Origin of the sequence: Cloacibacterium sp. TD35 (assembly GCF_028864635.1) — a bacterium.
Classification (GTDB): domain Bacteria; phylum Bacteroidota; class Bacteroidia; order Flavobacteriales; family Weeksellaceae; genus Cloacibacterium.
The window spans coordinates 1330274-1353136 of the sequence record NZ_CP104850.1 but is presented as its reverse complement, the minus strand read 5'-3'; the positions used below and the strand labels follow the sequence as shown (position 1 = coordinate 1353136).

General features: G+C 33.8%; 23 protein-coding genes. 15 read left to right on the top strand and 8 right to left on the bottom strand.

Annotated features, from left to right (window positions below; all coding sequences use genetic code 11):
- Positions 1-38 precede the first annotated feature (38 nt).
- Positions 39-572, top strand: coding sequence for a hypothetical protein (locus N7277_RS06295; protein WP_274778737.1), 534 nt, complete (start codon positions 39-41; stop codon positions 570-572).
- 231 nt (positions 573-803) lie between these two features.
- On the opposite strand, the gene N7277_RS06290 is transcribed toward N7277_RS06295, so the two are convergent.
- Entirely contained in the window at positions 804-1484 is a 681-nt protein-coding gene (locus tag N7277_RS06290; protein ID WP_274778736.1) for a TIGR02117 family protein, read from the bottom strand.
- A gap of 95 nt (positions 1485-1579) precedes the next feature.
- On the bottom strand, positions 1580-2515 hold the full coding sequence (gene queG / locus N7277_RS06285; RefSeq protein ID WP_274778735.1) for a tRNA epoxyqueuosine(34) reductase QueG: 936 nt from the start codon (positions 2513-2515) through the stop codon (positions 1580-1582).
- Between the two features lie 77 nt (positions 2516-2592).
- Between queG and N7277_RS06280 the strand changes: the two genes are divergently transcribed.
- On the top strand, positions 2593-2889 hold the full coding sequence (locus N7277_RS06280; RefSeq protein WP_274778734.1) for a rhodanese-like domain-containing protein: 297 nt from the start codon (positions 2593-2595) through the stop codon (positions 2887-2889).
- A 64-nt stretch (positions 2890-2953) separates the two neighbouring features.
- On the opposite strand, the gene N7277_RS06275 is transcribed toward N7277_RS06280, so the two are convergent.
- The 6 genes from N7277_RS06275 to mutY all read right to left on the bottom strand — a co-directional run bounded on the left by N7277_RS06275 (position 2954) and on the right by mutY (position 10201).
- Entirely contained in the window at positions 2954-3886 is a 933-nt protein-coding gene (locus N7277_RS06275) for an NAD(P)H-dependent flavin oxidoreductase (RefSeq protein ID WP_274778733.1), read from the bottom strand.
- Between the two features lie 314 nt (positions 3887-4200).
- Entirely contained in the window at positions 4201-5553 is a 1353-nt protein-coding gene (locus N7277_RS06270; RefSeq protein ID WP_274778732.1) for a peptidylprolyl isomerase, read from the bottom strand.
- A 79-nt stretch (positions 5554-5632) separates the two neighbouring features.
- Positions 5633-7483 (bottom strand): hypothetical protein, encoded by a 1851-nt coding sequence (locus tag N7277_RS06265; RefSeq protein WP_274778731.1) that lies wholly within the window; start codon positions 7481-7483, stop codon positions 5633-5635.
- A 95-nt stretch (positions 7484-7578) separates the two neighbouring features.
- Positions 7579-8499, bottom strand: coding sequence for a PfkB family carbohydrate kinase (locus tag N7277_RS06260; protein WP_274778730.1), 921 nt, complete (start codon positions 8497-8499; stop codon positions 7579-7581).
- A 52-nt stretch (positions 8500-8551) separates the two neighbouring features.
- On the bottom strand, positions 8552-9106 hold the full coding sequence (gene gldD, locus N7277_RS06255; protein WP_274778729.1) for a gliding motility lipoprotein GldD: 555 nt from the start codon (positions 9104-9106) through the stop codon (positions 8552-8554).
- Between the two features lie 57 nt (positions 9107-9163).
- Entirely contained in the window at positions 9164-10201 is a 1038-nt protein-coding gene (mutY, locus tag N7277_RS06250) for an A/G-specific adenine glycosylase (RefSeq protein WP_274778728.1), read from the bottom strand.
- A 47-nt stretch (positions 10202-10248) separates the two neighbouring features.
- On the opposite strand from mutY, the gene N7277_RS06245 reads away from it, so the two are divergent.
- From N7277_RS06245 to N7277_RS06185, 13 genes are all read left to right on the top strand, one after another.
- The gene (locus tag N7277_RS06245) at positions 10249-10539 is read left to right on the top strand and encodes an HU family DNA-binding protein (protein WP_069797137.1); all 291 of its coding nucleotides are present in this window, start codon (positions 10249-10251) and stop codon (positions 10537-10539) included.
- Between the two features lie 245 nt (positions 10540-10784).
- On the top strand, positions 10785-12341 hold the full coding sequence (locus N7277_RS06240) for a ribonuclease E/G (RefSeq protein WP_274778727.1): 1557 nt from the start codon (positions 10785-10787) through the stop codon (positions 12339-12341).
- A 552-nt stretch (positions 12342-12893) separates the two neighbouring features.
- Complete coding sequence (locus N7277_RS06235; RefSeq protein ID WP_274778726.1) at positions 12894-13394, top strand: hypothetical protein; 501 nt, start codon at positions 12894-12896, stop codon at positions 13392-13394.
- 35 nt (positions 13395-13429) lie between these two features.
- Positions 13430-13753, top strand: a complete 324-nt coding sequence (locus tag N7277_RS06230) for a hypothetical protein (protein WP_274778725.1) — start codon at positions 13430-13432, stop codon at positions 13751-13753.
- Between the two features lie 108 nt (positions 13754-13861).
- On the top strand, positions 13862-14443 hold the full coding sequence (locus tag N7277_RS06225) for a hypothetical protein (RefSeq protein WP_274778724.1): 582 nt from the start codon (positions 13862-13864) through the stop codon (positions 14441-14443).
- Between the two features lie 455 nt (positions 14444-14898).
- The gene (locus tag N7277_RS06220; RefSeq protein ID WP_274778723.1) at positions 14899-15528 is read left to right on the top strand and encodes an NUDIX hydrolase; all 630 of its coding nucleotides are present in this window, start codon (positions 14899-14901) and stop codon (positions 15526-15528) included.
- A gap of 93 nt (positions 15529-15621) precedes the next feature.
- Positions 15622-16425, top strand: a complete 804-nt coding sequence (locus N7277_RS06215; protein WP_274778722.1) for a lysophospholipid acyltransferase family protein — start codon at positions 15622-15624, stop codon at positions 16423-16425.
- Positions 16426-16486: 61 nt separating this feature from the next.
- Complete coding sequence (locus N7277_RS06210; protein WP_274778721.1) at positions 16487-17827, top strand: UDP-N-acetylmuramate--L-alanine ligase; 1341 nt, start codon at positions 16487-16489, stop codon at positions 17825-17827.
- Positions 17828-17920: 93 nt separating this feature from the next.
- The gene (locus N7277_RS06205) at positions 17921-18349 is read left to right on the top strand and encodes a CBS domain-containing protein (RefSeq protein WP_274778720.1); all 429 of its coding nucleotides are present in this window, start codon (positions 17921-17923) and stop codon (positions 18347-18349) included.
- Between the two features lie 111 nt (positions 18350-18460).
- Positions 18461-19648, top strand: coding sequence for a homogentisate 1,2-dioxygenase (locus tag N7277_RS06200; RefSeq protein WP_274778719.1), 1188 nt, complete (start codon positions 18461-18463; stop codon positions 19646-19648).
- A gap of 195 nt (positions 19649-19843) precedes the next feature.
- Positions 19844-21127: an acetyl-CoA hydrolase/transferase family protein gene (locus N7277_RS06195; RefSeq protein WP_274778718.1), complete on the top strand. Its 1284-nt coding sequence runs from the start codon at positions 19844-19846 to the stop codon at positions 21125-21127.
- Between the two features lie 104 nt (positions 21128-21231).
- Complete coding sequence (hppD, locus tag N7277_RS06190; RefSeq protein WP_274778717.1) at positions 21232-22362, top strand: 4-hydroxyphenylpyruvate dioxygenase; 1131 nt, start codon at positions 21232-21234, stop codon at positions 22360-22362.
- A 3-nt stretch (positions 22363-22365) separates the two neighbouring features.
- The gene (locus tag N7277_RS06185; protein WP_274778716.1) at positions 22366-22836 is read left to right on the top strand and encodes a hypothetical protein; all 471 of its coding nucleotides are present in this window, start codon (positions 22366-22368) and stop codon (positions 22834-22836) included.
- The last annotated feature ends 27 nt before the right edge of the window (positions 22837-22863 follow it).

Sequence of the window (22863 nt, the reverse complement as noted above, 5' to 3'; positions counted from 1 at the left end):
TAATTTTATAGTATAAAAACAACTTAAAAATTATAAAAATGAAAACGCTCTATACGGTGCTTAAAACAGCGGTTTTGTTATTATCTCTTAACTTATCAGCACAAGAAAAAAACTCATACGTAAGTATTAATGGCACTACAAACGTAAACTCTTTTAAATGCGTAAACAATAGTTTTCACCAAGCAGTTCCCTTATCATTAAATCATTCTAATGATAATAAATTTGCGGAAACTTCTATCAATCTTATCGTAAATGATTTTGATTGCAGAAACAGAATCATGACTCATGATTTCAGAGATATTTTACACGCAGAAAAATATCCTTTCCTTAATATTACTTTCTTATCATTAGACAAAAAAGACCACAATAGCTACAAAGCTTTTGTACAAGTAAAAATGATGAATAAAGTAAAAAAATACTCTTTAGATCTTATCTTAAAGGATTCAGCTTTGGTAGGAAACAAAACACTTCGTTTTAGCGAATTTGATATAGTTCCTCCTAAAAAATTTGGTGGAATGGTAAGCGTAAAAGATGATTTGAACTTAGCTGTAAGTCTTAAAGTAAAGCATTAAATATTAATTTTTCTTAACATAAGTACATGAAAATGATTTATTTCTTAATTTTAGAATACACAAATCACAAGAATCATGTACAAAAAACAAACACCATCTAAAAGAACTAAAGTAAGAATTAAATTTCCACCAAAAAGAATTCAGAAAAATTATAAAAATTGATTTTTTGATTGAGACACACTCTCTTCAAAAAATCAATTTTCTTTTGTGTGCTATTCTACTATCTTGGATTTATTCCTGATAATGTTTAAATATTCCTTTATCAGAAGCTGTCCAAAACGCTGCTTTTTGCCCCGAAATTTTCAAGCCTTCATTCGTCCAAGTATTGCAGGTAAATAAGAAACTATAACTGCCTTTTGCCTCGTAAAAGGAATCATTTTTGCCGTAAACTGCTTTCGTTTTGATGTTAATGTATTTCCCTTCAGCATTTTTATCCATAGCATCATCAATAAACTTTATCAATTTCTGATATTGTGTCGAAGTCATCTCTAATTTCTTACAATCTTCCCCTATTTTCATTTCCTTATAAAAAGTAGCATGAATCGCACTATTCCCCAACCAAAAAGCCGCTTTGAAAGCCGTAGAAAATTTTAAATCTGCCCAAGTTGGCGTATCCAGATAAAATCCTTTATCTCCCCAACCAATAGCGATGTATCTCAAAGTAGAATCTTTGGCAACCGTATTTTCGTAAGGGAATTTCTGACTCCAGTCTATTTCTTTTGACTTTACAGGAAAAACCAAATCGGTATGAACTCCATTGGTCAAAATATATGCTTCTACATTTTTGGGTTCATCAGTTTTTTCCGCAGGAACTTCTATAAAAGGTAATAAATAAGCGCTCAACAAATACAAAGCCACCAATCCAACAATAGAAACAACGGTTTTCAATAAAATTTTAAAGAATTTCTTCATGATAATTTTTTCTCGAAGATAAAGGTAAACCAAAAATTAAAATTGTAAATGCTCCGAAAAAGCTTTGTAAAAAATTATTTCTTATTTTACAAAACTTACAAAGAATTATCATTCAACAAGTTAATATTACGCATCAATCCAGAAAACTTAGTCCTTTTAACAGCAGATTTTTTAAAAATTTCAGAAAAGAGTTCTTGAGTAAGCTCCTTCCATTCACTTTTTCTGAAATTTAATTTTTGGAAATGAGGCGCAAACTTTTCCTGCAAAGTAGGTGCAGAAAATCGGTTCCACGGGCAAACATCTTGGCAAACATCACAGCCAAAAATCCAATCATCCATTTTTCCGTTAAAATAATCTGGAATTTCGTTTTTCAACTCAATCGTAGCATAAGATATACACTTGCTTCCATCTACTATTCTATCCGAAACAATAGCTTGAGTAGGACATGCATCTATACACGCTCTGCAACTCCCACAATGATCTGTAACAGCCAAATCATACTCTAGCTCTAAATCACAAATAATTTCTGCTAAAAAATAAAAAGAACCATGCTTTTTGGTAATAAGATTCGCATTTTTCCCTACCCAACCTAAACCAGATTTTCTAGCCCAAGCTTTTTCTAGAATAGGAGCAGAATCTACAAAAACCCTGAAACCAAACTCACCAATTTCTTCCTGAAGTTCAGCCACCATTTCTTTTAAAATATCTTTTATGACTTCATGGTAATCTTCTCCGTAAGCATATTTTGAAATTTTGAAATTATTGATTTCATCTATTTTTACTTTAGGGAAATAATTATAAGAAAGCGAAATAACAGATTTTGCACCATCTACCAAAAGTGTAGGATTCAACCTTTTGTCGAAATGATTTTCCATGTATTTCATTTCGCCGTGATAGCCTTTATTAAGCCATGCTTCAAGATGCGGCGCATCCTCTTCTAGAAATTCTGCTTTAGAAATTCCACAAGATTGAAACCCGAATTTTTCGGCTTTTTGCTTAATTATTTTGGTATGATTTATAGTCTGTAACATAAATTACAGTGCGAAGTTAAGTTTTTTTCTATTTTTGCCCTTTAAAAATGAATTAATAATAATTAAAAAAATAAAAAATGACTTTTGAAGAAATTTTAAATTCAGGTGAATATCACTTAATCGATGTAAGACAACCAGAAGAATTAAAGATGGACGGTGCAATAGAAGGCGCTGTAAATATACCATTAGCAACTGTTCCTTTAAGACTAGACGAAATCAAGGAAATGAAAGGCCCAAAAATCATTTTCTGTAGAAGTGGAGGAAGAAGCGGACAAGCTTGCCAATTTCTAGCTCAAAACGGCTTAGAGAACATCTATAACGGTGGTGGTTTTATGCAATTACATGCTGCATTAGAGCATTATAAAAATAATTAATAAGAGTTTTCATATTTTTTTGTACAATCAGCGCTCCCAAATTGGGAGCGCTGGTTATTTATTTTTAAAATCTCGCATAATCTGCTTCCTCAAATTCTTTCAATAATTTTTGAAAAACTTGTTCTACGGTTAAAATTTCATCAATTAGAGCAGAAGATTGCCCAATTTCTAACTCACCTTCTTCTAAATCTCCTTCGAACATTCCTCTTTTTGCTCTTCGCTTTCCGAGTTTTTCCCGTAAACATTCAATATCTTTTCCTTCTTTGTAGATTTCTTCCAGTTCATAGAAAAATTTATTCTTTACCAAACGAACTGGCGCCAACTCTTTTAAAGTCAATTGCGTATCTCCTTCCTGAGTTTCTACAATTTTTTGTTTCCAATTTTCATGAGCGCTTGCTTCTACGGTTGCTGCAAATCTAGAACCGATTTGAACACCATCTGCTCCCAAAATCATCGCAGCTTTCATTTGGCTTCCTACGGCAATTCCTCCTGCTGCAATCAATGGGATTTCTATATTTCTACGAACATTAGGAATCAGAGAAAGTGTAGTGGTTTCTTCTCTTCCGTTATGCCCTCCTGCTTCAAATCCTTCTGCTACAACTGCATCTACTCCTGCTTCTTGGCATTTTTTTGCAAATTTTACAGAAGATACTACATGCGCAACTTTTCTACCTTCTTTTTTTAAAATTTCAGTATACGTTTTCGGATTTCCAGCCGATGTAAAAACAATAGGAACTTTTTCTTCAAGAATAATCTGAATAATCTCTTCAATATTAGGATAAAGCATCGGAACATTTACCCCAAAAGGTTTATCCGTAGCTTTTTTACATTTCTGAATATGCTCTCTTAAAACATCTGGATACATGCTTCCTGCGCCAATTAAACCCAATCCACCAGCATTAGAAACCGCAGCAGCCAATTTGTAGCCAGAATGCCATATCATTCCTCCTTGAATGATGGGATATTTAATATTAAAAAGTTGAGTAATTCTGTTCATGAATTTTTTTGTTTAAAGATAAGATTTTTAAAAATTAATTGTGTTCTTTTCCTTGATGAAAAGAACACAAAATCAAGACTTCACTTTCTTCGGCTAAAATTAAAAATAAAATCCTAAAATTCCTGAAACTCTCTCGTCATAATAACTAGCTCAAACAGCAGGAATTTTTAACGGATTTTATTTTAAATTTCTATACGCCTTTGAAACTGAGGTCATTTAAAAAAATCTTCGATTTTTATTGTTAAAATCTAAATCCATTTAAAATAAAAAATCCCGAAAAATTTCGGGATTTTTATAGTTGAAAATTTTTAAAATTATTTTACGATTGCTGCTTTGTTCCAATCGGTTTTAAACTGGCAATCTTTGTAACGATTGTCTAATGAGATAAAAGTATCTGCTAGATTTTCTTTTACCCATTTTTCTAAGACTTCATTTTTCTTTTTGTTTAGAGCAAAACTTTTAATTCTTTCAAAATCTGTAGCAATATCTAGAGAATGTTCAGGAATAATGTCATTCACTTTCATTAATACTACGGCTTTTTTCTGATTGAGTTCATCCATGAAAACTTCTGTTAAATCTCCTTTATTTACCCCTGCAATTTGATAAGCAATAGTTGCTGGAAGATTAATTTTTTCTTGTCTGTCTGAACCGTCTTCTGCTGGAATTACGCCTGCATTAAACTTAGTGTTTTTATCATCAGAATGTTTGTAGGCTGCATCTTTGAAAGTAATTTTTCCTTCAAGGATATCTTTTCTAATTTGCTCCATTTCTGCTTTTGCAGCTGCTATTTCTTCAGCATTTGCTTCAGATTTTAGTAATATGTGTCTTGCATCGTACAATTTACCTGATTTTTTAACCAATTGAATAATGTGGAAACCAAATTCAGATTCTACAGGATCAGAAATTTCTCCTTCTTGAAGATTAAGTGCTGTAGCTTCGAAAATTTTCACCATTTTACCTCTTCCGATGTTGGTATACAAACCACCATTTGCAGCTGAACCTGGGTCATCAGAATAGATTCTCGCTTTATTTTCAAAAGATTCTCCGTTTAAGATATCTTGTTTGATTTTTTTAAGTTTATCGATGATTTCTTGCTTGTGTGCATCTGTAAGTTTAGGAAACATTACAATTTTAGAAAGCACTACCTCATCTTTTACTTGTGGCAACTGGTATTTGAAAGCGTTATAAAAATCGGTTACTTCATTAGGCGTGATATTTACTTTATCTGTAATCAGCGCATATTTAGCTTGACCATAATAGTTATCAACATCCATTTTCTCAATAACGTTTTTCATTTCGTATGAAGAACGAAATTTATAAGCATCTAACATAGCTCTTTCTGACGGGAACTGAGATAAAATCTGATTGTATTTATCACCAGCTTGTGCTCTAATCGCAGCTGTTCTGTCTTGAATAAGAGTATCTTTTTTAGCTTTATAAATTAAAAGTTTATTACTCAAAATCTGCTCCATAAATTCGCATTTATTGGTTTGTGCAGCACCTTGTTGAGCAGCGTAATTTTGTTGTTCTAAAATATCTGATTCTAATACAATTTCACCTCCTACCACTGCAGAAATTCCATCTACTAAATCTCCTTTTTTCACTTGTGCATTTGCATTAAAAGAAATGAGCGTTACCAAAAAACTCAATGCAAATAAATATTTCATGTTTTTAATCATTGTTAAATTTTTAACTGATTTGCAAAATTATGATTCTCTGCGAGATTTCCTATAATTTTTATTATAATTATTTCTTAAAATTCTTCTCAAGTTCAGCATTAAAACTTGGTTCTATTACAATTTTTGTTTTCTGACGTTGTTCTGCAATCGTTTTTGCTAAAATATCTTCTCTCACATCTGCTCTCAATTCTTCCATGGCCTCTTCTTTTGTCATTGGTGAACTTGGTAAAATTCCATCAATAGCGATGATGAGCAATCTATCTCCAAGTTTCACTTTTTGAATACCTTTTTCGAAAGGAACCTTATTCACTTGGAAAACTTCTGCATTTTCAGACATTTCTCCTTTTTCAAAATGCACTACCAATTGCTGTTTATCATTCAGTTTTCCGTAATATTTTTTATTGAGAGTATCCCAGTTTTTAGCATCTTTAATTTCTTTGGTGATGTCTTTTTCTAAACTTAAATCAGTTAAAATTGCCACCCTTGCATCTGCTCTTTTTTCCCAAATATATTTTTGTTGATTTTTTTTGAAGTAATCATCCAATAATTCTGGCTTGTTGGTGATTTCCTTTTCAATCCATTCACTGAAAAGAAAATCTGCAAGCAAATTTTGCTGTGCTTTTATAAGCTCCTGTTTAATTTCTGGCTTCTTCACAAAGTCTATAGAATAAACGGCAAAAACATCATTTCCTCTTTTAGAATCTAGGAAAGCAGACCATTGTTCTTTCGTTAATTTATCTGCATTTTTAAAATTTTCTGACAAAAGTGTTTTCAAATCACCAAAAGTGAAAGTATCTTTATTGAATTGATATAAAACCGCTTTATCATTCTTAAACGTCAAATAATCTGTATATGATTTTTTAATTTTTTTGAAATCTGGAAATTCCTTATAATCAGCAGACTGAACCAAAGATTCTATCAGTTTATTATACGCTACATCTGCAAAAGGCGAGTCCATCATGTCTCTAATGAACATGGGATTGTATTTTTCTGAACTCTGATAAGGAATCACCGAATAAAGATTGAAAACAAAATATTTTTCGCCGATTAGAATGGGTTCTGTATATTCTCCTTGTTTTTTATTTTTAAAAGCTTCGTATACTAAATCTGGCAAAACTGGGGAACCCATTACTACGCCTGCATTTTTCTTTTCAGTTTCGGTAGAACCATATAATTCTGCTACTTCTTCGAATTTTTTCCCTGATTTCAGAGCTTCGAAAATTTGAGATTTCATTTTTTCTGATTCCTCATTTTTAGGATAAGAAATCATTCCAAAAACAATATAACCTAATGAAGGTCTTCTGTCTACCAATTTCGCAAAAGCAGCAACTGTAGCGCTATTCACCAATTGTGTAAACTGACCAGACTGTAAGACTTCTAGTTGCTTATTTAGTTCTACATCTATATTCCCAGACTTTACAAAAAATGGTTCTGGTTTCTGTTTAGTGTAATCTATAATCGCTTTTTCTAAGGTAATTTTACCAGATTTTACGTCATTATAAATTTGGTTGTAATCGGTTTTATCAGCATCTGTTTTTTCTACATAGAAAACTTGAATTTTCTTTTCAACAAGATTTGACGAAAAATACTGCTGAAGCGAAGACTGCATGATTTCTTTAGGATAAAAACTCTCTTCTCTAAGTTGTTGTTCTTTTTCGGTCATTGTTTTCTTGAAATAACCTAAAGTATCTGCTTTTTTTTCTAAAGCAAAATTCTGGAGCAACTTAAAATCTACATATGTTTTCACGGTATTTTCTATACCAGAATTTTCTAAACCATATTTATTTTCTGTTTTGAATTTATCTACAGAAATACTGTCTTTTCCTACAATAAGATACTGTGATTGATAGCTTACAAAAGCTAAAAAAAGTACTAAACCTAAAGTTTTTTTCATGTTTTCTTCAATTTTCATTTGCATTTGGAAATCATAACATTCATCTTTCCAAAAATTTACAGCCTCAAAGCTAAAAAAAATCCCTTTCAAATAAAATTTAAAAGGGAGTTAATTATTTCTTAAAGTTTCACTTCAAAAGTGGTGAGTTCTTTAAATTGTTTTATTCTGCCAATCATTTCGGCTTCTGAAACCTCTTCTAAACGCTGCGTTCCGAATTTTTCTACCGTGAAACTTGCCATTGCAGAACCTACAATTAATGCAGATTTCATTTCTTCGAAAGTAAATTCTTGTTTTTTAGTCAAATACGCTGCAAAACCACCTGCGAAAGTATCTCCAGCTCCAGTTGGATCAAAAACTTCTTCTAATGGCAATGCTGGTATTGCGAAGATTTTACCATCATTAAATAATAAGGCTCCGTGTTCTCCTTTTTTGATAATTACGAACTCAGGGCCCATATCATGGATTTTTTGTGCTGCTTTTACCAGAGAATATTCTCCTGAAAGCTGACGTGCTTCTTCATCATTAATGGTAATAACGTCTGCTTTAGCAATTACTTCTAATAATAAATCCCAAGTAAGATCCATCCAGAAATTCATGGTATCTAAAATCACCAATTGTGGACGTTTTTCCATTCTATCTAACACCGCTAATTGCACAGCAGGATGCAGATTTCCTAAAAGTAAAACTTCGGCATCTTTTGCAGATTCTGGAATTTTTGGGTCGAAATTTTCTAGAACATTCAGTTCTGTAGCTAAAGTGTCTCTAGAATTAAGGTCGTTATGGTATTTACCACTCCAGAAAAATGTTTTTCCATCATTAATCATTTCTACTCCATCGATATTGATTCCTTTAGAAGTCATCATATCTAAATAGTGCTGTGGAAAATCTCCCCCAATTACCGAAACCAAACTCACGTCTGTTTTCATTACAGAAGCGGCTAAACCTATATAAGTAGCTGCTCCTCCTAAAATTTTATCAGTTTTACCAAAAGGCGTTTCTATGGCATCAAATGCTACAGTTCCTACTGCTAATAATTTCATATGTAGATATTGTTTATTGTTTTTATATATTATTTTTTCTCTCCAACTAAAACTACTTCCATTGGAAAGTTTCAATCATGTGCAGCAAGTCTTTTTTAATATAATCTACTGCTGGTGCGAGTGAATCTGGTTTTGGTCTTGTATTGAAATATAAATTCGCTGTTACAAAATGTCTGGTGCTGTCTGTGATAAAAATCTGAATATTAGAAGCACTTTCGCCCTTTAATTCATACATATTTCCGTAAACTTTTTTCTCTGGATAAGAAAAAGACTTGGTTTCGATGGCAGAAGCTTTAATGGTATGTCCGTAAACCATTTTTTCTACCTCTTTTACATGCGCATCAAAATCATTTTTCACCGGAAAATATGTAATGAAAACATTAGCTTTCATTTTGGGATAACGTAAATTATACCAACACGTTTCCTTAGCATCTGAAATCGCTGCAAAATCTGAATATTCAAAACTATAAGCACATGGATTAATAAATGCTTGATAATGAGGCTGTGGATATTCCAGACGCAATTCACCCTTGGGTTTTGGTTTTGCTTCTTCACTACAAGCCAATGCAGAAAATGCTAACAAAATGACTGCTAATTTTTTAAACATTGTGCAAAAGTAAGAATTTTTTGTGGAAGAATTTTCTCGAAAATCAAGTTTAAAGATTTAATTTTCAAACGTTTTCTTCAAATAATTTTCTAAAGGTTTTGGAAATGACTTCTGATGAGAATTTTCATAATCTGTAATCTGCAATTGATGCTTCTGAGCATATTTTTCAAAACTCATTTTATCCTTCAAAATCACTTTAGAAATACTGATTTCCAGATTTTTATGTGTAAGTTTATGATACACTGTTTTTTCCTCTACTATAAAATCTTCCAATTCCCGAGAAATGCTTTCTGGAAAATCATATAATTTCTTCCAAATAAAGGAATCATCTCGTTGTTTGATGAGAAATTTCCCATCGTACTCTATATAATAATAGTGTAATTTTAAATCTACAGCCTTTACTTTTTTAGATTTCACAGGGAAATCTAGCACTTTTCCCGTTTCATAAGCCAGACAGTTTTCTTGAATCGGACAAGTTTCACACTGTGGATTTTTAGGCTTACAGATTTCCGAACCCAAATCCATAATCGCTTGGTTAAAGTTCCCCGGATTTTCATCAGGCATAATAAGTAAAGCCAATTCATAGAAATAAGCATACGCTTTTGGCGAGGAAACATCAAAGTCATCCGCAAAAACTCTACTCAGTACACGGTAAAAATTCCCATCAATAGCAGGAACTTTTTCATCAAAACAAATGCTGGAAACCGCTGCTGCAGTATATTTTCCCACGCCTTTTAGTTTTAAAATCTCCTCAAATCGATTAGGAAACTCCCCGCCGAAACCTTCCATCACTTGTTGAGCTGCTTTGTGCAGATTAATCGCTCGGGAATAATAACCTAAACCTTTCCAATAAAGTAAAACTTCATCTATTTCTGCTTTGGCTAAAGACTTTACTGTAGGAAATCTTTCTACAAAATTCAGGTAATGATTCTTGCCTTGCTCTACTCTAGTCTGCTGTAAAACGATTTCGCAGACCCAAATATGATAAGGATTCTTGGTTTTTCGCCAAGGTAAATCTCTCGCATTCAAATCATACCATTTCATGAGTTTTAAACCAATGTTTAGAAAATCAGTATTTTTGTTCTTCTTTTTCAAAAAATATTTTTTATATTTGCACACCAAAAATAAAAACAAAAAAGGAAATGACAAAGGCAGAATTGGTAAACACCATCTCAAGCAAATTAGGAATAGAAAAAAATGATACACAAAAAGTTATCGAAGCTTTTATGCAAGAAATAAGAACTTCTATGTATAATGGAGATAACGTATATTTAAGAGGTTTCGGTTCTTTTGTAATCAAAACCAGAGCGGCAAAAACAGGTAGAAATATTTCTAAAAATACAGCTATCAACATTCCTGCTCACAACATCCCAGCTTTCAAACCTTCTAAAACTTTCGTAGAAAAAGTTAAAACTAAGGTTGCTGTAAAATAATTTAGGTTCAAAAAAAATTCAAATATTAACTTTTAAAAATTTCTAACTATGCCAAGCGGAAAGAAAAGAAAAAGACACAAGGTGGCTACCCACAAAAGAAAGAAAAGAAGAAGAGCAAACAGACATAAGAAAAAATAATCTTTTCTGTTTAGATACAATATAATATAGTTGGTGTTTTTATCTTTATAATGAGCACTAACTATATTTTTGTTTTAATTAAAAACTTTAAAAAGAAATTTTAGAAAATGAAGAAAGAATTAATAATCTCTTATGAAGATGATGCTTCTAAAATTGCCCTTATTGAAGACGGTAGATTATTCGAGCTCCACGAGATACAGCAGAATACAGATTTTGTAGTAGGTGATATCTTTGTGGGAAAAATTAAAAAATTAGCTCCTAATCTCAATGCTGCTTTCGTAAATATAGGTTACGAGAAAGATGCTTTTTTGCATTATCAGGATCTCGGTCCGCAGTATCTTACCTATCGCAAGTTTTTGCACGATACGGTATCCAAAAGACAACAAACTTCTTCGCTCAAAAACTTCCAAATTCAGCCAGAAATAGACAAGCATGGCACTGTAGACAAAGTGATGGCTGCTCAAGACGAAGTTTTATTGCAAATTACCAAGGAACCTATTTCTACAAAAGGTCCCAGAATTTCTACCCAGATTTCATTAACCGGTAGATTTCTAGTACTTATCCCTTTTGATAATAAGGTTTCTATCTCTAAAAAAGTTAAAAGCACCGAAGAAAAAGCTAGGCTCAAAACGCTTATCGAAAGCATAAAGCCTGAAGGTTTCGGTGTAATCATCAGAACAGTAGCAGAAGGAAAAAAAGTTGCAGAACTCCATAATGATATGAACCAACTGGTTGACAAATGGAACGTTTGCTTCAAAAATATCCAAAAAAATAAAACTCCTGCGAAAGTTCTTAGTGAAGAAGACAAAGCTTCGGCTATTTTGAGAGACAATTTCAATCAAGATTTCGTTTCTATCATTTGTGACGATGAACAAATGGTAAACGATATGAAAAATTACCTTGAAGTCATTGCTCCAGAACGCAAGAACATTGTACAATTTTATGATTCTCACATTCCACTTCTGGAATATTACAATGTAGAAAAACAGCTGAAACAATCTTTTGGAAAACACGTAAACATCCCAAGTTCTAAAGGTGCTTACCTCGTGATAGAACACACAGAAGCACTACACGTAATAGACGTGAACTCGGGGAACAACATTTCTTCTGGCACCGCCAATAAAGAACACGCCCTAAACGTGAACAAAATGGCTGCTACAGAAATTGCAAGACAACTCAGATTGCGAGACATGGGCGGAATTATTGTGGTAGATTTTATAGACATGCCAAATCCTGACCACAGAAAAGACCTGTACGAACACTTGCGCGAAGAAATGAAACGCGACAAAGCAAAGCACAAAATCCTACCGCCTAGTAAATTTGGTTTGATACAAATCACCAGACAACGTGTAAGACCAGAAAAACAAATAGACACCAAAGAAGAAAACCCGAACAAAGACGGCGAAATCTTGGCTCCTATTTTTGTGGTAGAACGCATGGAAGAACGCCTAAATGGATTTCTTACCAAAAACAAGGGCAAATTATACCTACACACGCATCCGTTTGTAGAAGCATATCTTACAAAAGGACTGATGAGCCAACAAATGAAATGGTTTATCAAGTACAAAAAATGGGTAACCATTATCCCAAGAGATTCTTTTAAATATCTGGAGTACAGACTCTACGATGCAGACAAAAAAGAACTCGGAAGCTACTCGAATTAATTGAAAAAGGAAAGTAGATAATTGAAAATTATAAAATCGTTGCAGTAATGCAGCGATTTTTTTTATTTAAAAACATCTGAGGATAAAATAGCCTGTTTTATTTAACATAATGGAAATTATGTCGTCCTTATTTTTTTGAGGGGTATTGGGTGTACTTTCTCCAATTTGATTTTGAGGAAAACAAAAATAACTAGATAATACACACATCATAATAAGCCCTTTTTTTGCAAAAAAACCATTCATAAATGATGTACAGAAAATCCACATTATTTTCATTTTAGAAGCGTATTTGTCACTTTATTACAGATAAACTAGACTATTCGTTTACCTTCAGAGTACAAACGGAGCACTTTATAAAGAAGATTAAATATTCTTTGACAAATTTCTTATAAATCAATTTGAATGAAGATTTATTTCTGTGGAGATAAATTAAAAAAAATGTAAAAAAACAACAGCATTGTTGTAGTTAAAATTCTACAAACAATACTTTATTTGATTTATATGTCGCTTTAAATCAATTATTTAAAAAGAGAATTTGACATAATTTCCATTATGTTAACTTCGCAAAAAAGCACTGAAAAAAGCGTACTCTTCATAGCAGAGGAGGCTATTATTAAAGGGGATATTTTTATTGAACTATACGAAAAAATACCCGCAGAACTTCCCAAAAAGAAGCAAAAAAATGTAAAAAAGAAGCTGATGGAAATAAAAAATCCAAGAAAAGCATCTTCCGAAACAAAAAAAATATACCAAACAAAAGCTAACCAAATATCACCCAAAAATCCTGATAACACCACCGCTTTGCTTTATGGTAAAGTACAAACAGCAATAGGGTGTACTAATGACTATAGGCTAAAAACAATAGTAGATTTGTACTATTTCCTAGCGTTATTAGAAATAAAATATGATGCGCATTTAGTAGCGTTTTATATGTTCGTGTTCTTTGCAGGGGCTTGTTCGGCCTCTGCTTTTATAAGACCACCACCCTACTCTAATTACCATTCTATAATAAAAATACTGCTTCCTAAGTATTTTACACTCATAAACAAATAAACAAAATCATTTACTAATTATTAAAAAAAAAACAGATGAAAAATAATTTTAAAAAACTGGCACTTATTGCATTTATTGCAATATCTATGGCTACAAATGCACAAACAGGGAGAGTGGGGATAAACACCACTACGCCTAATACTACATTAGACGTTACCGGCAAGCTGGGCGCTACAGATACAGACGGCATGCAGGTACCTAGGCTTACAAGAGCACAGCTTACCGCCAAGGGTACTTTATATACTGCGGCACAAACAGGGGCACAGGTATATATTACAGATGTATCTGCAGGAGATAATGCAGGACCCAGAGCAAATATTACCGCTACAGGGCTTTATTATTTTGATGGTACCCTATAGCAGAAGGTAGCAAATGGCAGTGGTACAGTAGCTACCACGGCAGATAATGGCCTTACTAAAACAGGAAGCAACATACAGCTGGGTGGTACTCTTATAAAGCCGACTACGGTGACCACCACAGCGGCCAACCAGCTTACCATAGACGCACCAACAACAGGTGGATTAAAGTACACAGACGGAAACCAAAACGCTGGTAAAGTACTTACCTCTGATGCTAATGGAGTGGCGACGTGGCGGTATTCTGCAGTAAATCTTATATCTGGAACAATAAGTACTGCTACTTCGGCTGTCCCATTGAATCAAAATTATGTGTATACTGGGTCTTACATAGACTTACCACCTGGTAAGTGGAACGTAACCGTAACAATGATTATCAATTATGGGGTTGACTTACAAAGTGGGGCTGGTTTATGGATTCGTTCTACATTCTGTGATAGTTCTAGCACATTTGGATATAGTACAGATATAATTGGTCCTTCATATCGTATCTCAGGAGGATTGATTGGTCCTGCACAATATGCATTATTGCAAGGAAGTATAACATTTAATAATACAACAAATGCAACGAAAAGATATTATTATTGGAAAGAAAATTCCCAATGGGCAGGAAGTACTAACCCTACATGGAATATTTATAATTTTGGATCACTTCATGATGAAAATTCAATAATCGCCGCTCCAATATTGTAATTTCCTCCGCTACGCAAAGTCTCCAGACTTTGAGCTATATAACAAATTAAAAGCACGGGCATAAGTCTAGTAATGGTCGGAAGAAAATTTCTTCCGACTTTTCTTTTATTACAGATTAAAAAAAAATTTAAACACTCATCGCCCAGATATCGAGGATTTGCAATATGTAAGTACATTCATATAAACTAAAAATCCTCAGAATGTTCTGAGGATTTTTTTATGAAAGAAGTTTCTACTTCATTTCGGGTAAAAGAGCAGTCATACTTCGTGTTTGCTCGTGATTTGTTCGTGTTTCCTTCGAATCAAGCTCGGAAAAGTACCGTAAATTACGAACAAACCACGAACAAACGTAAAAAGAAACTCTACTCATACCCTAACTTGAGTCGTAAAAAATCTTATCAACATTTAACAATCCTTTAAAACAAGCTCTGCTAAAAATTTCATATTTTTGAGAGATGCAAAATTCTTTAGAAATACTATTACAGCAGTTGCAAGATGCAGAGTTGGGCGGTTTTGATGCGCAAAAAATCTATGCACCACCTTATCGTTCTCTACTCACGCAAGAAGAAATTTTGGCTAAAAATCCTAAATACGCCGCCGTCAATATTTTACTGTATCCCAAAAACGGAGAATGGTACTTTCCGCTCATTCACAGAACACATAATGAGAATGATAGACATTCTGGGCAGATTTCGCTTCCTGGTGGTAAAAAAGATGACACCGATGCAGATTTTGCAGAAACCGCCATCAGAGAAACTTGGGAAGAAATAGGCGTTACCATGTCTCAAATCAAAATCGTGAGAGAACTCTCCCCTATTTATATTCCGCCAAGTAATTTTTTCGTGTATGCTTTTTTGTCTTACACCGAAAATTGGCCAGATTTTAATCATCAGCAAACCGAAGTTCAAGAAATTCTAGAAGTTCCGCTTTCCGTGATTCGAGATTTACCAAAACCACCTCTAACCATGGAATTACCAAGAACTAATGGATATAAAGTGCCTTATTTTGATTTCCAAAACCACAAAATTTGGGGTGCCACTTCTATGATTTTGAGTGAATTGAACGAGTTGCTAAAAAATGTTTAAATTTGCAAAGTCCACTGTTTATTTTATCAATCGTAGACAATAGTGATTTTATCATTTGTGTTTAACAAAATTTAGCTTCAAGCTGCTTGAAAAATGGCGAAGAAAAGCATTTTTACAGATTCTTTCGGGAATATTTACTTTTTAAAAAGATTTATCATCTTCATCTTGGGAATGATTTCCTACAGAAGATTTAATGGGTTCAACAAACTGAAAATTACAGGAACCGAGCATTTGGTAAACCTCCCGAAAACCAATGTATTATTCGTATCCAATCACCAAACGTATTTTGCTGATGTAGCGGCAATGTACCACGTTTTCTGTGCCGTAAATAATGGATATATGAACACCATCAAAAATCCTGTTTACCTGCTCAATCCAAAAGTAGATTTCTACTACGTAGCCGCAGAAGAAACCATGAATAAAGGGATTTTGGCAAGAATTTTTAAATTGGCGGGTGCAGTTACGGTAAAAAGAACTTGGCGCGCCGAAGGCAAAAACGTGCACAGAATGGTAGATTTAAGAGAAGTAGAAAACATTATGAAAGCGCTAGATAATGGTTGGGTAATTTCGTTTCCTCAAGGAACTACTTCTGCTTTTGCACAAGGTAGAAAAGGAACTGCTAAACTCATTCAGCAACAGCGTTCTATCGTTATTCCTATCAAAATCAATGGTTTCCGTAGAGCTTTTGACAAAAAAGGATTGAGAATAAAAGTGACGGGTGTAGAACCAACTATGCAATTTAAAGCTCCACTGGACATAGATTACGACAACGAAAAAGCAGAAGATATTCTGAAAAAAATTATGCACGCCATCGAGCAAACACCTGAGCATAATGTGCTTCACGATTACGACAAAGAATATCAGGAGCGCAAAAAACAAGAGAAAAAAGACGAGTAAAATTATTTCTGAAATTTTACTTGGCTCTTTTTACTTGGCTCTTTTTAATTTTAATTGAAATATGAACATTCATTTCATTGCGATTGGCGGTGCTGCGATGCACAATCTTGCCATAGCTCTCAAAAATAAAGGTTACCAAATCACAGGTTCAGATGATGCTATTTTTGAACCTTCTCTTTCTCAATTGCAAAAAAACGGACTTCTTCCTGAAAGTTTAGGTTGGTTTACTGAGAAAATTTCTGAAAATCTAGACGCTGTCATTCTAGGAATGCACGCCAAAAAAGATAATCCAGAACTCTTGAAAGCCCAAGAACTAGGCATTAAAATCTATTCTTATCCGGAATTTCTGTACGAGCAGAGCAAAGAAAAAACCAGAGTGGTGATTGCAGGTTCTCACGGGAAAACTACCATTACTTCGATGGTTCTTCATGCTTTACAATACCATCATTTTGACACAGATTTTATGGTGGGAGCGCCGTTAGATGGTTTTGAGTGCATGGTGAAAATTTCTTCGGAAAATGATTTTATTATCTTTGAAGGAGATGAATATCTTTCTTCGCCGATAGATTCTAGTCCGAAATTCTTGCATTATCATCCGAATATTGCTTTGATTTCTGGGATTTCTTGGGATCACATCAATGTTTTCAAAACTGAGGAAGAATATGTAGACGCTTTCAGAAATTTCATTAAAAACATTACTTCTGGTGGAATTCTGGTGTACAATGAAGAAGATGAAACCGTAGTAAAACTGGTAGACGAAGCGGAGAATTATTTCAGAAAAATGCCTTACAAAACGCCCAACTACGAAACCAAAAACGGTAAAACTTCAGTAGAGACAGAAATGGGGCAAATTCCGCTTAAAATTTTCGGAAAGCACAATTTACTGAATTTAGAAGGAGCAAGGCTTATTTGTAATCAATTGGGCATTCTAGACGAAGATTTCTACGAAGCTATGATGAGTTTCTCTGGCGCATCAAAACGTTTAGAAAAGGTGAAAAGAAATGACGACATCATCTTGTACAGAGATTTTGCACATGCTCCGAGCAAAGTAAAAGCATCTGTAGAAGCTTTTGCAGAACAATTTCCTGCGATGAATAAAGTAGGTTTTCTAGAACTCCACACCTACTCTTCTCTTAATCCAGCATTTTTGCCAAAATATAAAAATACTTTAGCCAAACTCGATGAAGCGATTGTTTTTTATGATTTGGAGGCTTTACACATCAAAAACATGTCGCCTATTTCGCCTGAGTTGATTAAAGAATCTTTCGGGAAAGAAAATTTACAGGTTTTTACCAATGTGGATGATTTGAAAAATTTTTGGCAAAATCTAGAAAAATCAAATTCTGCTTTCCTGATGATGAGTAGCGGAAATCTTGGCGGAATTTCTTTGACCGAAAACTAATATTTTTCTCAAAAAATTTAGATTTTTTTTCGCTAACTATTTCATATTCAAAATATTTTATTAATTTTAGTGACACCCTAAAACCACATGAATATGAGAACTATAAAACACATTCTTGATAGAAAATCAAGAGAACTCGCCATCATCGAACCTGAAAAAACCGTTTTCGAAGCTTTAAAATTAATGGCAGACAAAAACATAGGCTCTGTTATTGTAATGGATGGAACACGATATCTCGGCATTCTTTCGGAGAGAAATTACGCTCGCCAAGTTGTTCTCCTCAACAAAAGTTCTAAGCAACTTCCGGTAAGAGAAATTATGAGAACAGACCTCCCAAAACTTTCTAAAAATGACCCCATCGAAAAATGTATGGAAATCATGACTCAACTCAATGTGAGATATTTGCCAGTGGTAGAAAATGAAACACTCATCGGTCTAATTTCTGTAAAAGACCTTCTAGACGAGGTTTTATTGCACCAAAAAGACGTCATCGAAAATCTTACCCACTATATCAACACTTAAATTTTTCGTCTTAACTCATTTCTATTATACTCCCGAATTTCGTCGGGAGTTTTTTATGGAGTGAGATTTCTAAATTTTATTATATTTGGGAAAATCAGAACACCAGTAGAAATGAGATACATCACATTAGGAAAAATTCCGCAAAAAAGGCATACCATTTTTAAATCCGAGGAAGGGAATTTCTATTACGAACAGCTTTTTGGGACTGAAGGTTTTCACGGAATCTCTTCGTTACTGTATCATATTCACAGACCTACACAGATTAAATCTATTGGTTCGCCAAAAGATGTTACTCCAAAAATTGCTGTAGACAGAAACATTACTCCAAGAATGTTTAAAGGTGTACAAGTAACTCCCGAAAATGATTATTTAGAAAGTAGAAAAGTTTTGTTGTTAAACAACGATTTAAAAATGGGCTTAGCAAAGCCTAAAAAATCTACAGATTATTTTTATAAAAATGCAGAATGTGATGAACTGCTTTTCGTACACGAAGGAAAAGGCACACTGAAAACCTTTGTAGGTAATTTAGACTTCGAAAAAGGAGATTACCTTATCATTCCAAGAGGAACTATTTATCAAGTAGATTTAGAAACTACAGAAAATGTTTTTTTCTTTTTAGAAGCACATTCACCAATTTATACGCCAAAAAGATACAGAAATGAGTTTGGGCAATTGCTGGAACATTCACCTTTTTGCGAAAGAGATATTATCGCACCCACTTTTGTAGAACCCAAAGACGAAAAAGGAGAATTTCTGATTAAAGTAAAAAAAGAAAACTTGATTTGGGATTTTATTTACGCTACACATCCTTTTGATGTGGTAGGTTGGGACGGTTATTTCTATCCTTATAAATTCAACATCAAAAATTTTGAACCGATTACTGGAAGAGTGCATTTACCACCACCCATTCATCAGAATTTTGAAGCACATAATTTTGTGATTTGTTCTTTTGTGGCAAGAATGTACGATTATCATCCTCAAGCGATTCCTGCACCTTATAACCACTCCAATATAGATTCAGACGAGGTTCTTTTTTACACTGAAGGAGATTTTATGAGCAGAAATCATATTGACTTAATAGACTTTACCCTTCATCCTGGCGGAATTGTTCACGGACCTCATCCTGGCGCGATGGAAAGAAGCATTGGCAAAAAATTCACCGAAGAATATGCGGTAATGATAGATCCTTTCAGACCACTTAAAATTACAGAAGAAGCGATGAAAGTGGAAGATAAATCATACGCTACCAGTTGGTTAGACACCGAAGAAAATTATTTACACGACAGAAGTCAAGAGTAAAAACCCGAATAAACATTTAAAAAATTTATGGGTTAAAAATTCCTATTTTTATGCACTTTAGCACAAAAACAGGTCAATATTATCAAAAAATCAGAAGTTTATTTGATAAATCTCATCTTTTACATTCTTCATAAAAATGTAACTTTGGGAAACAGAGAAAATTGAAAAGTTTAGAAACATAAAAACGATTATATTATGTATAATTACGTCACGGCAGAAGAAGCCTTATCACTTGTCCAGAGCAACCAAAGAATATTTTTTCACGGGAGTGCTTGTACTCCTAATTATTTGATTTCGGAATTAGCAAAGCAAGCCCACAGATTAAGAGATGTAGAGGTGGTTTCCATCACCGTTCAAGGTGAAGTAGAAATCGCAAAACCAGAATATAGAGACAGTTTTTACATCAACTCTCTTTTTGTTTCGGCACCAGTAAGAGAAGCGGTAAACAGTGACAGAGGAGATTTTGTTCCTGTTTTTTTGAGTGAAATTCCTATTTTATTTAAAAACAATATTCTTCCATTAGATGTAGCTATTATTCATGTTTCGCCACCAGACCAGCATGGTTACTGTTCACTAGGAACTTCTATAGATGTAGCGAGAAGCGCCGTAGATTCTGCAAAATATGTGATTGCACAGGTAAATCCTAAAATGCCAAGAACGCTAGGAGATTCTATGCTTCATGTGAAAAGAATTGATAAAATGGTGTGGCATGAAACCGATTTATTAACGGTAGATTACGCAGCAAAAGTTTCTGATGATGAAAGAACCATCGGAAAATATATTGCCGAAATGGTAGAAGATAAATCTACGCTTCAAATGGGAATTGGTACGATTCCAGATGCGGTTCTAAGTTCACTTCACAATCACAAGGATTTAGGTGTACACACCGAGATGATTAGTGACGGAATAATAGATTTAGTTGCGAATGACGTGGTAAATAATAAATATAAAGGAACACACCTCAATAAAACCATTACTGCGTTTTGTTTTGGAACAAAAAAATTATACGATTTTATCGACAACAATCCTTCCTTCCAGTTTATGGATGTTACCCATGTAAACAATCCATCCATCATTAGAAGAAACAAAAAATTAGTAGCCATCAATTCTGCTATAGAAGTAGATTTAACAGGTCAAGTGTGTGCAGATTCTATCGGAACGTATCAATATTCAGGAATTGGCGGACAAATGGATTTTATTCGTGGCGCTGCACTTTCTGAAGGTGGAAAACCTATTATTGCCCTTACTTCTAGAACCAAAAAAGGAGTTCCTAGAATTGTTCCTTACCTAAAAGAAGGAGCTGGTGTAGTAACAACCAGAGGTCATATTCACTATGTGGTAACAGAATATGGAGTAGCTTATTTGTATGGAAAAAACATGAGACAGCGTGCAAAACTTCTCATAGACATTGCCCATCCTGATGACAGAGAAATGCTCGATAAATTCTGCTTCGAACGATTTAAATCACACGCATTATAACATAATAAAACCTATCAAAAAGATAGGTTTTGTTGATTTTTTTTGTGCGCATCACACAATATTTGTAATTTGGCACATAACAAACTCCAAATAAAAAGAGAAAAATGAGCACACTTACTTTTGCCGAAAAAATAGCGCAGGCAGAGAATTTTCTTCCTATAAACGGAACAGATTATATAGAATTTTATGTAGGAAACGCTAAACAAGCAGCCCATTATTACAAAACTGCTTTCGGTTTTCAGAGCGTAGCTTATGCAGGACCAGAAACTGGCGTAAGAGACAGAGCCTCTTATGTAGTTCAACAAGGTAAAATAAGATTGGTTCTTACCTCTGGTTTATCTTCGGATTCACCAATTTGTGAGCACCAAAGAAAACATGGTGATGGTGTGAAAATTCTTGCACTATGGGTTGATGATGCCTATAAAGCATTTGAAGAAACCACAAATCGTGGTGCAAAACCTTACATGGAACCAAAAACGCTAAAAGATGAATTCGGCGAGGTAAAAATGTCTGGAATTTATACCTACGGCGAAACCGTTCACATGTTCATCGAAAGAAAAAATTACGACGGGCCATTTATGCCAGGATACGAAAAATGGGAATCTGATTATAACCCTTCGGATTGTGGATTGCTTTATGTAGACCATTGCGTAGGAAATGTAGGTTGGGACAGAATGATTCCTGTAGTAAAATGGTACGAAGAAGTAATGGGATTTGTGAATATTTTAAGTTTTGACGATAAGCAAATTAACACCGAATATTCTGCACTCATGTCAAAAGTAATGAGCAACGGAAACGGATTTGCTAAATTCCCTATTAATGAACCAGCAGAAGGAAAGAAAAAATCTCAGGTAGAAGAATATCTAGATTTCTACGAAGGAGAAGGTGTTCAGCATATCGCAGTAGCGACCAAAGATATTATAAAAACAGTAACAGAATTGAAAGCGAGAGGGGTAGAATTTCTATCAGCACCGCCAGAAGCCTACTACGAAATGGTTCCTGAAAGAGTGGGAACAATAGATGAAGACATTAAAAAACTTCAAGACTTAGGAATTTTAATCGACTGTGACGAAGAAGGTTATCTATTACAAATTTTCACAAAACCTGTAGAAGACCGCCCTACTCTTTTCTACGAAATTATAGAAAGACATGGCGCGCAAAGCTTCGGAGCTGGTAATTTCAAAGCATTATTTGAAGCATTAGAAAGAGAACAAGCCAGAAGAGGCAACCTATAAATTATGAAAAAAATATTTTTATTTTTCACCATCTTTTCATTCGCTTTTTCATTCGCTCAAAAAACGAATACTAGAGACTACGAAGACATTAATGCAAAATTAGACCGCCTTTTAAAAGAAAGAGAGGTAGAAAAAAGAGTACTGAATGTGAATTTAGAAGGAAAAACCTTTGTGCTGATTCAGAATAAAGGAACTTTGGTATACAAACACGTTGTAAGTTTTTTAGCAGATAAAAATATCAATATAGTAGAATTAATAAATGATACTTCTGCTGAGAGCAAAACGACCAAACTGTATTCTGGTGATTTCATTAGAAATAACAATTACATTTCTGTAAGAGCAGACGTTTTAGAAGGTCAAAAAATTGGTATTCCGCTTACATATAACTTCATGATTCAAGAAAGAGACGGTATCCTTTTCTTAATCAACATGAATAATAATGAAAAGTGGATTGACACAACGCTGGTAAAATAAAAAATCATGAAATATTGCCCGAAATTC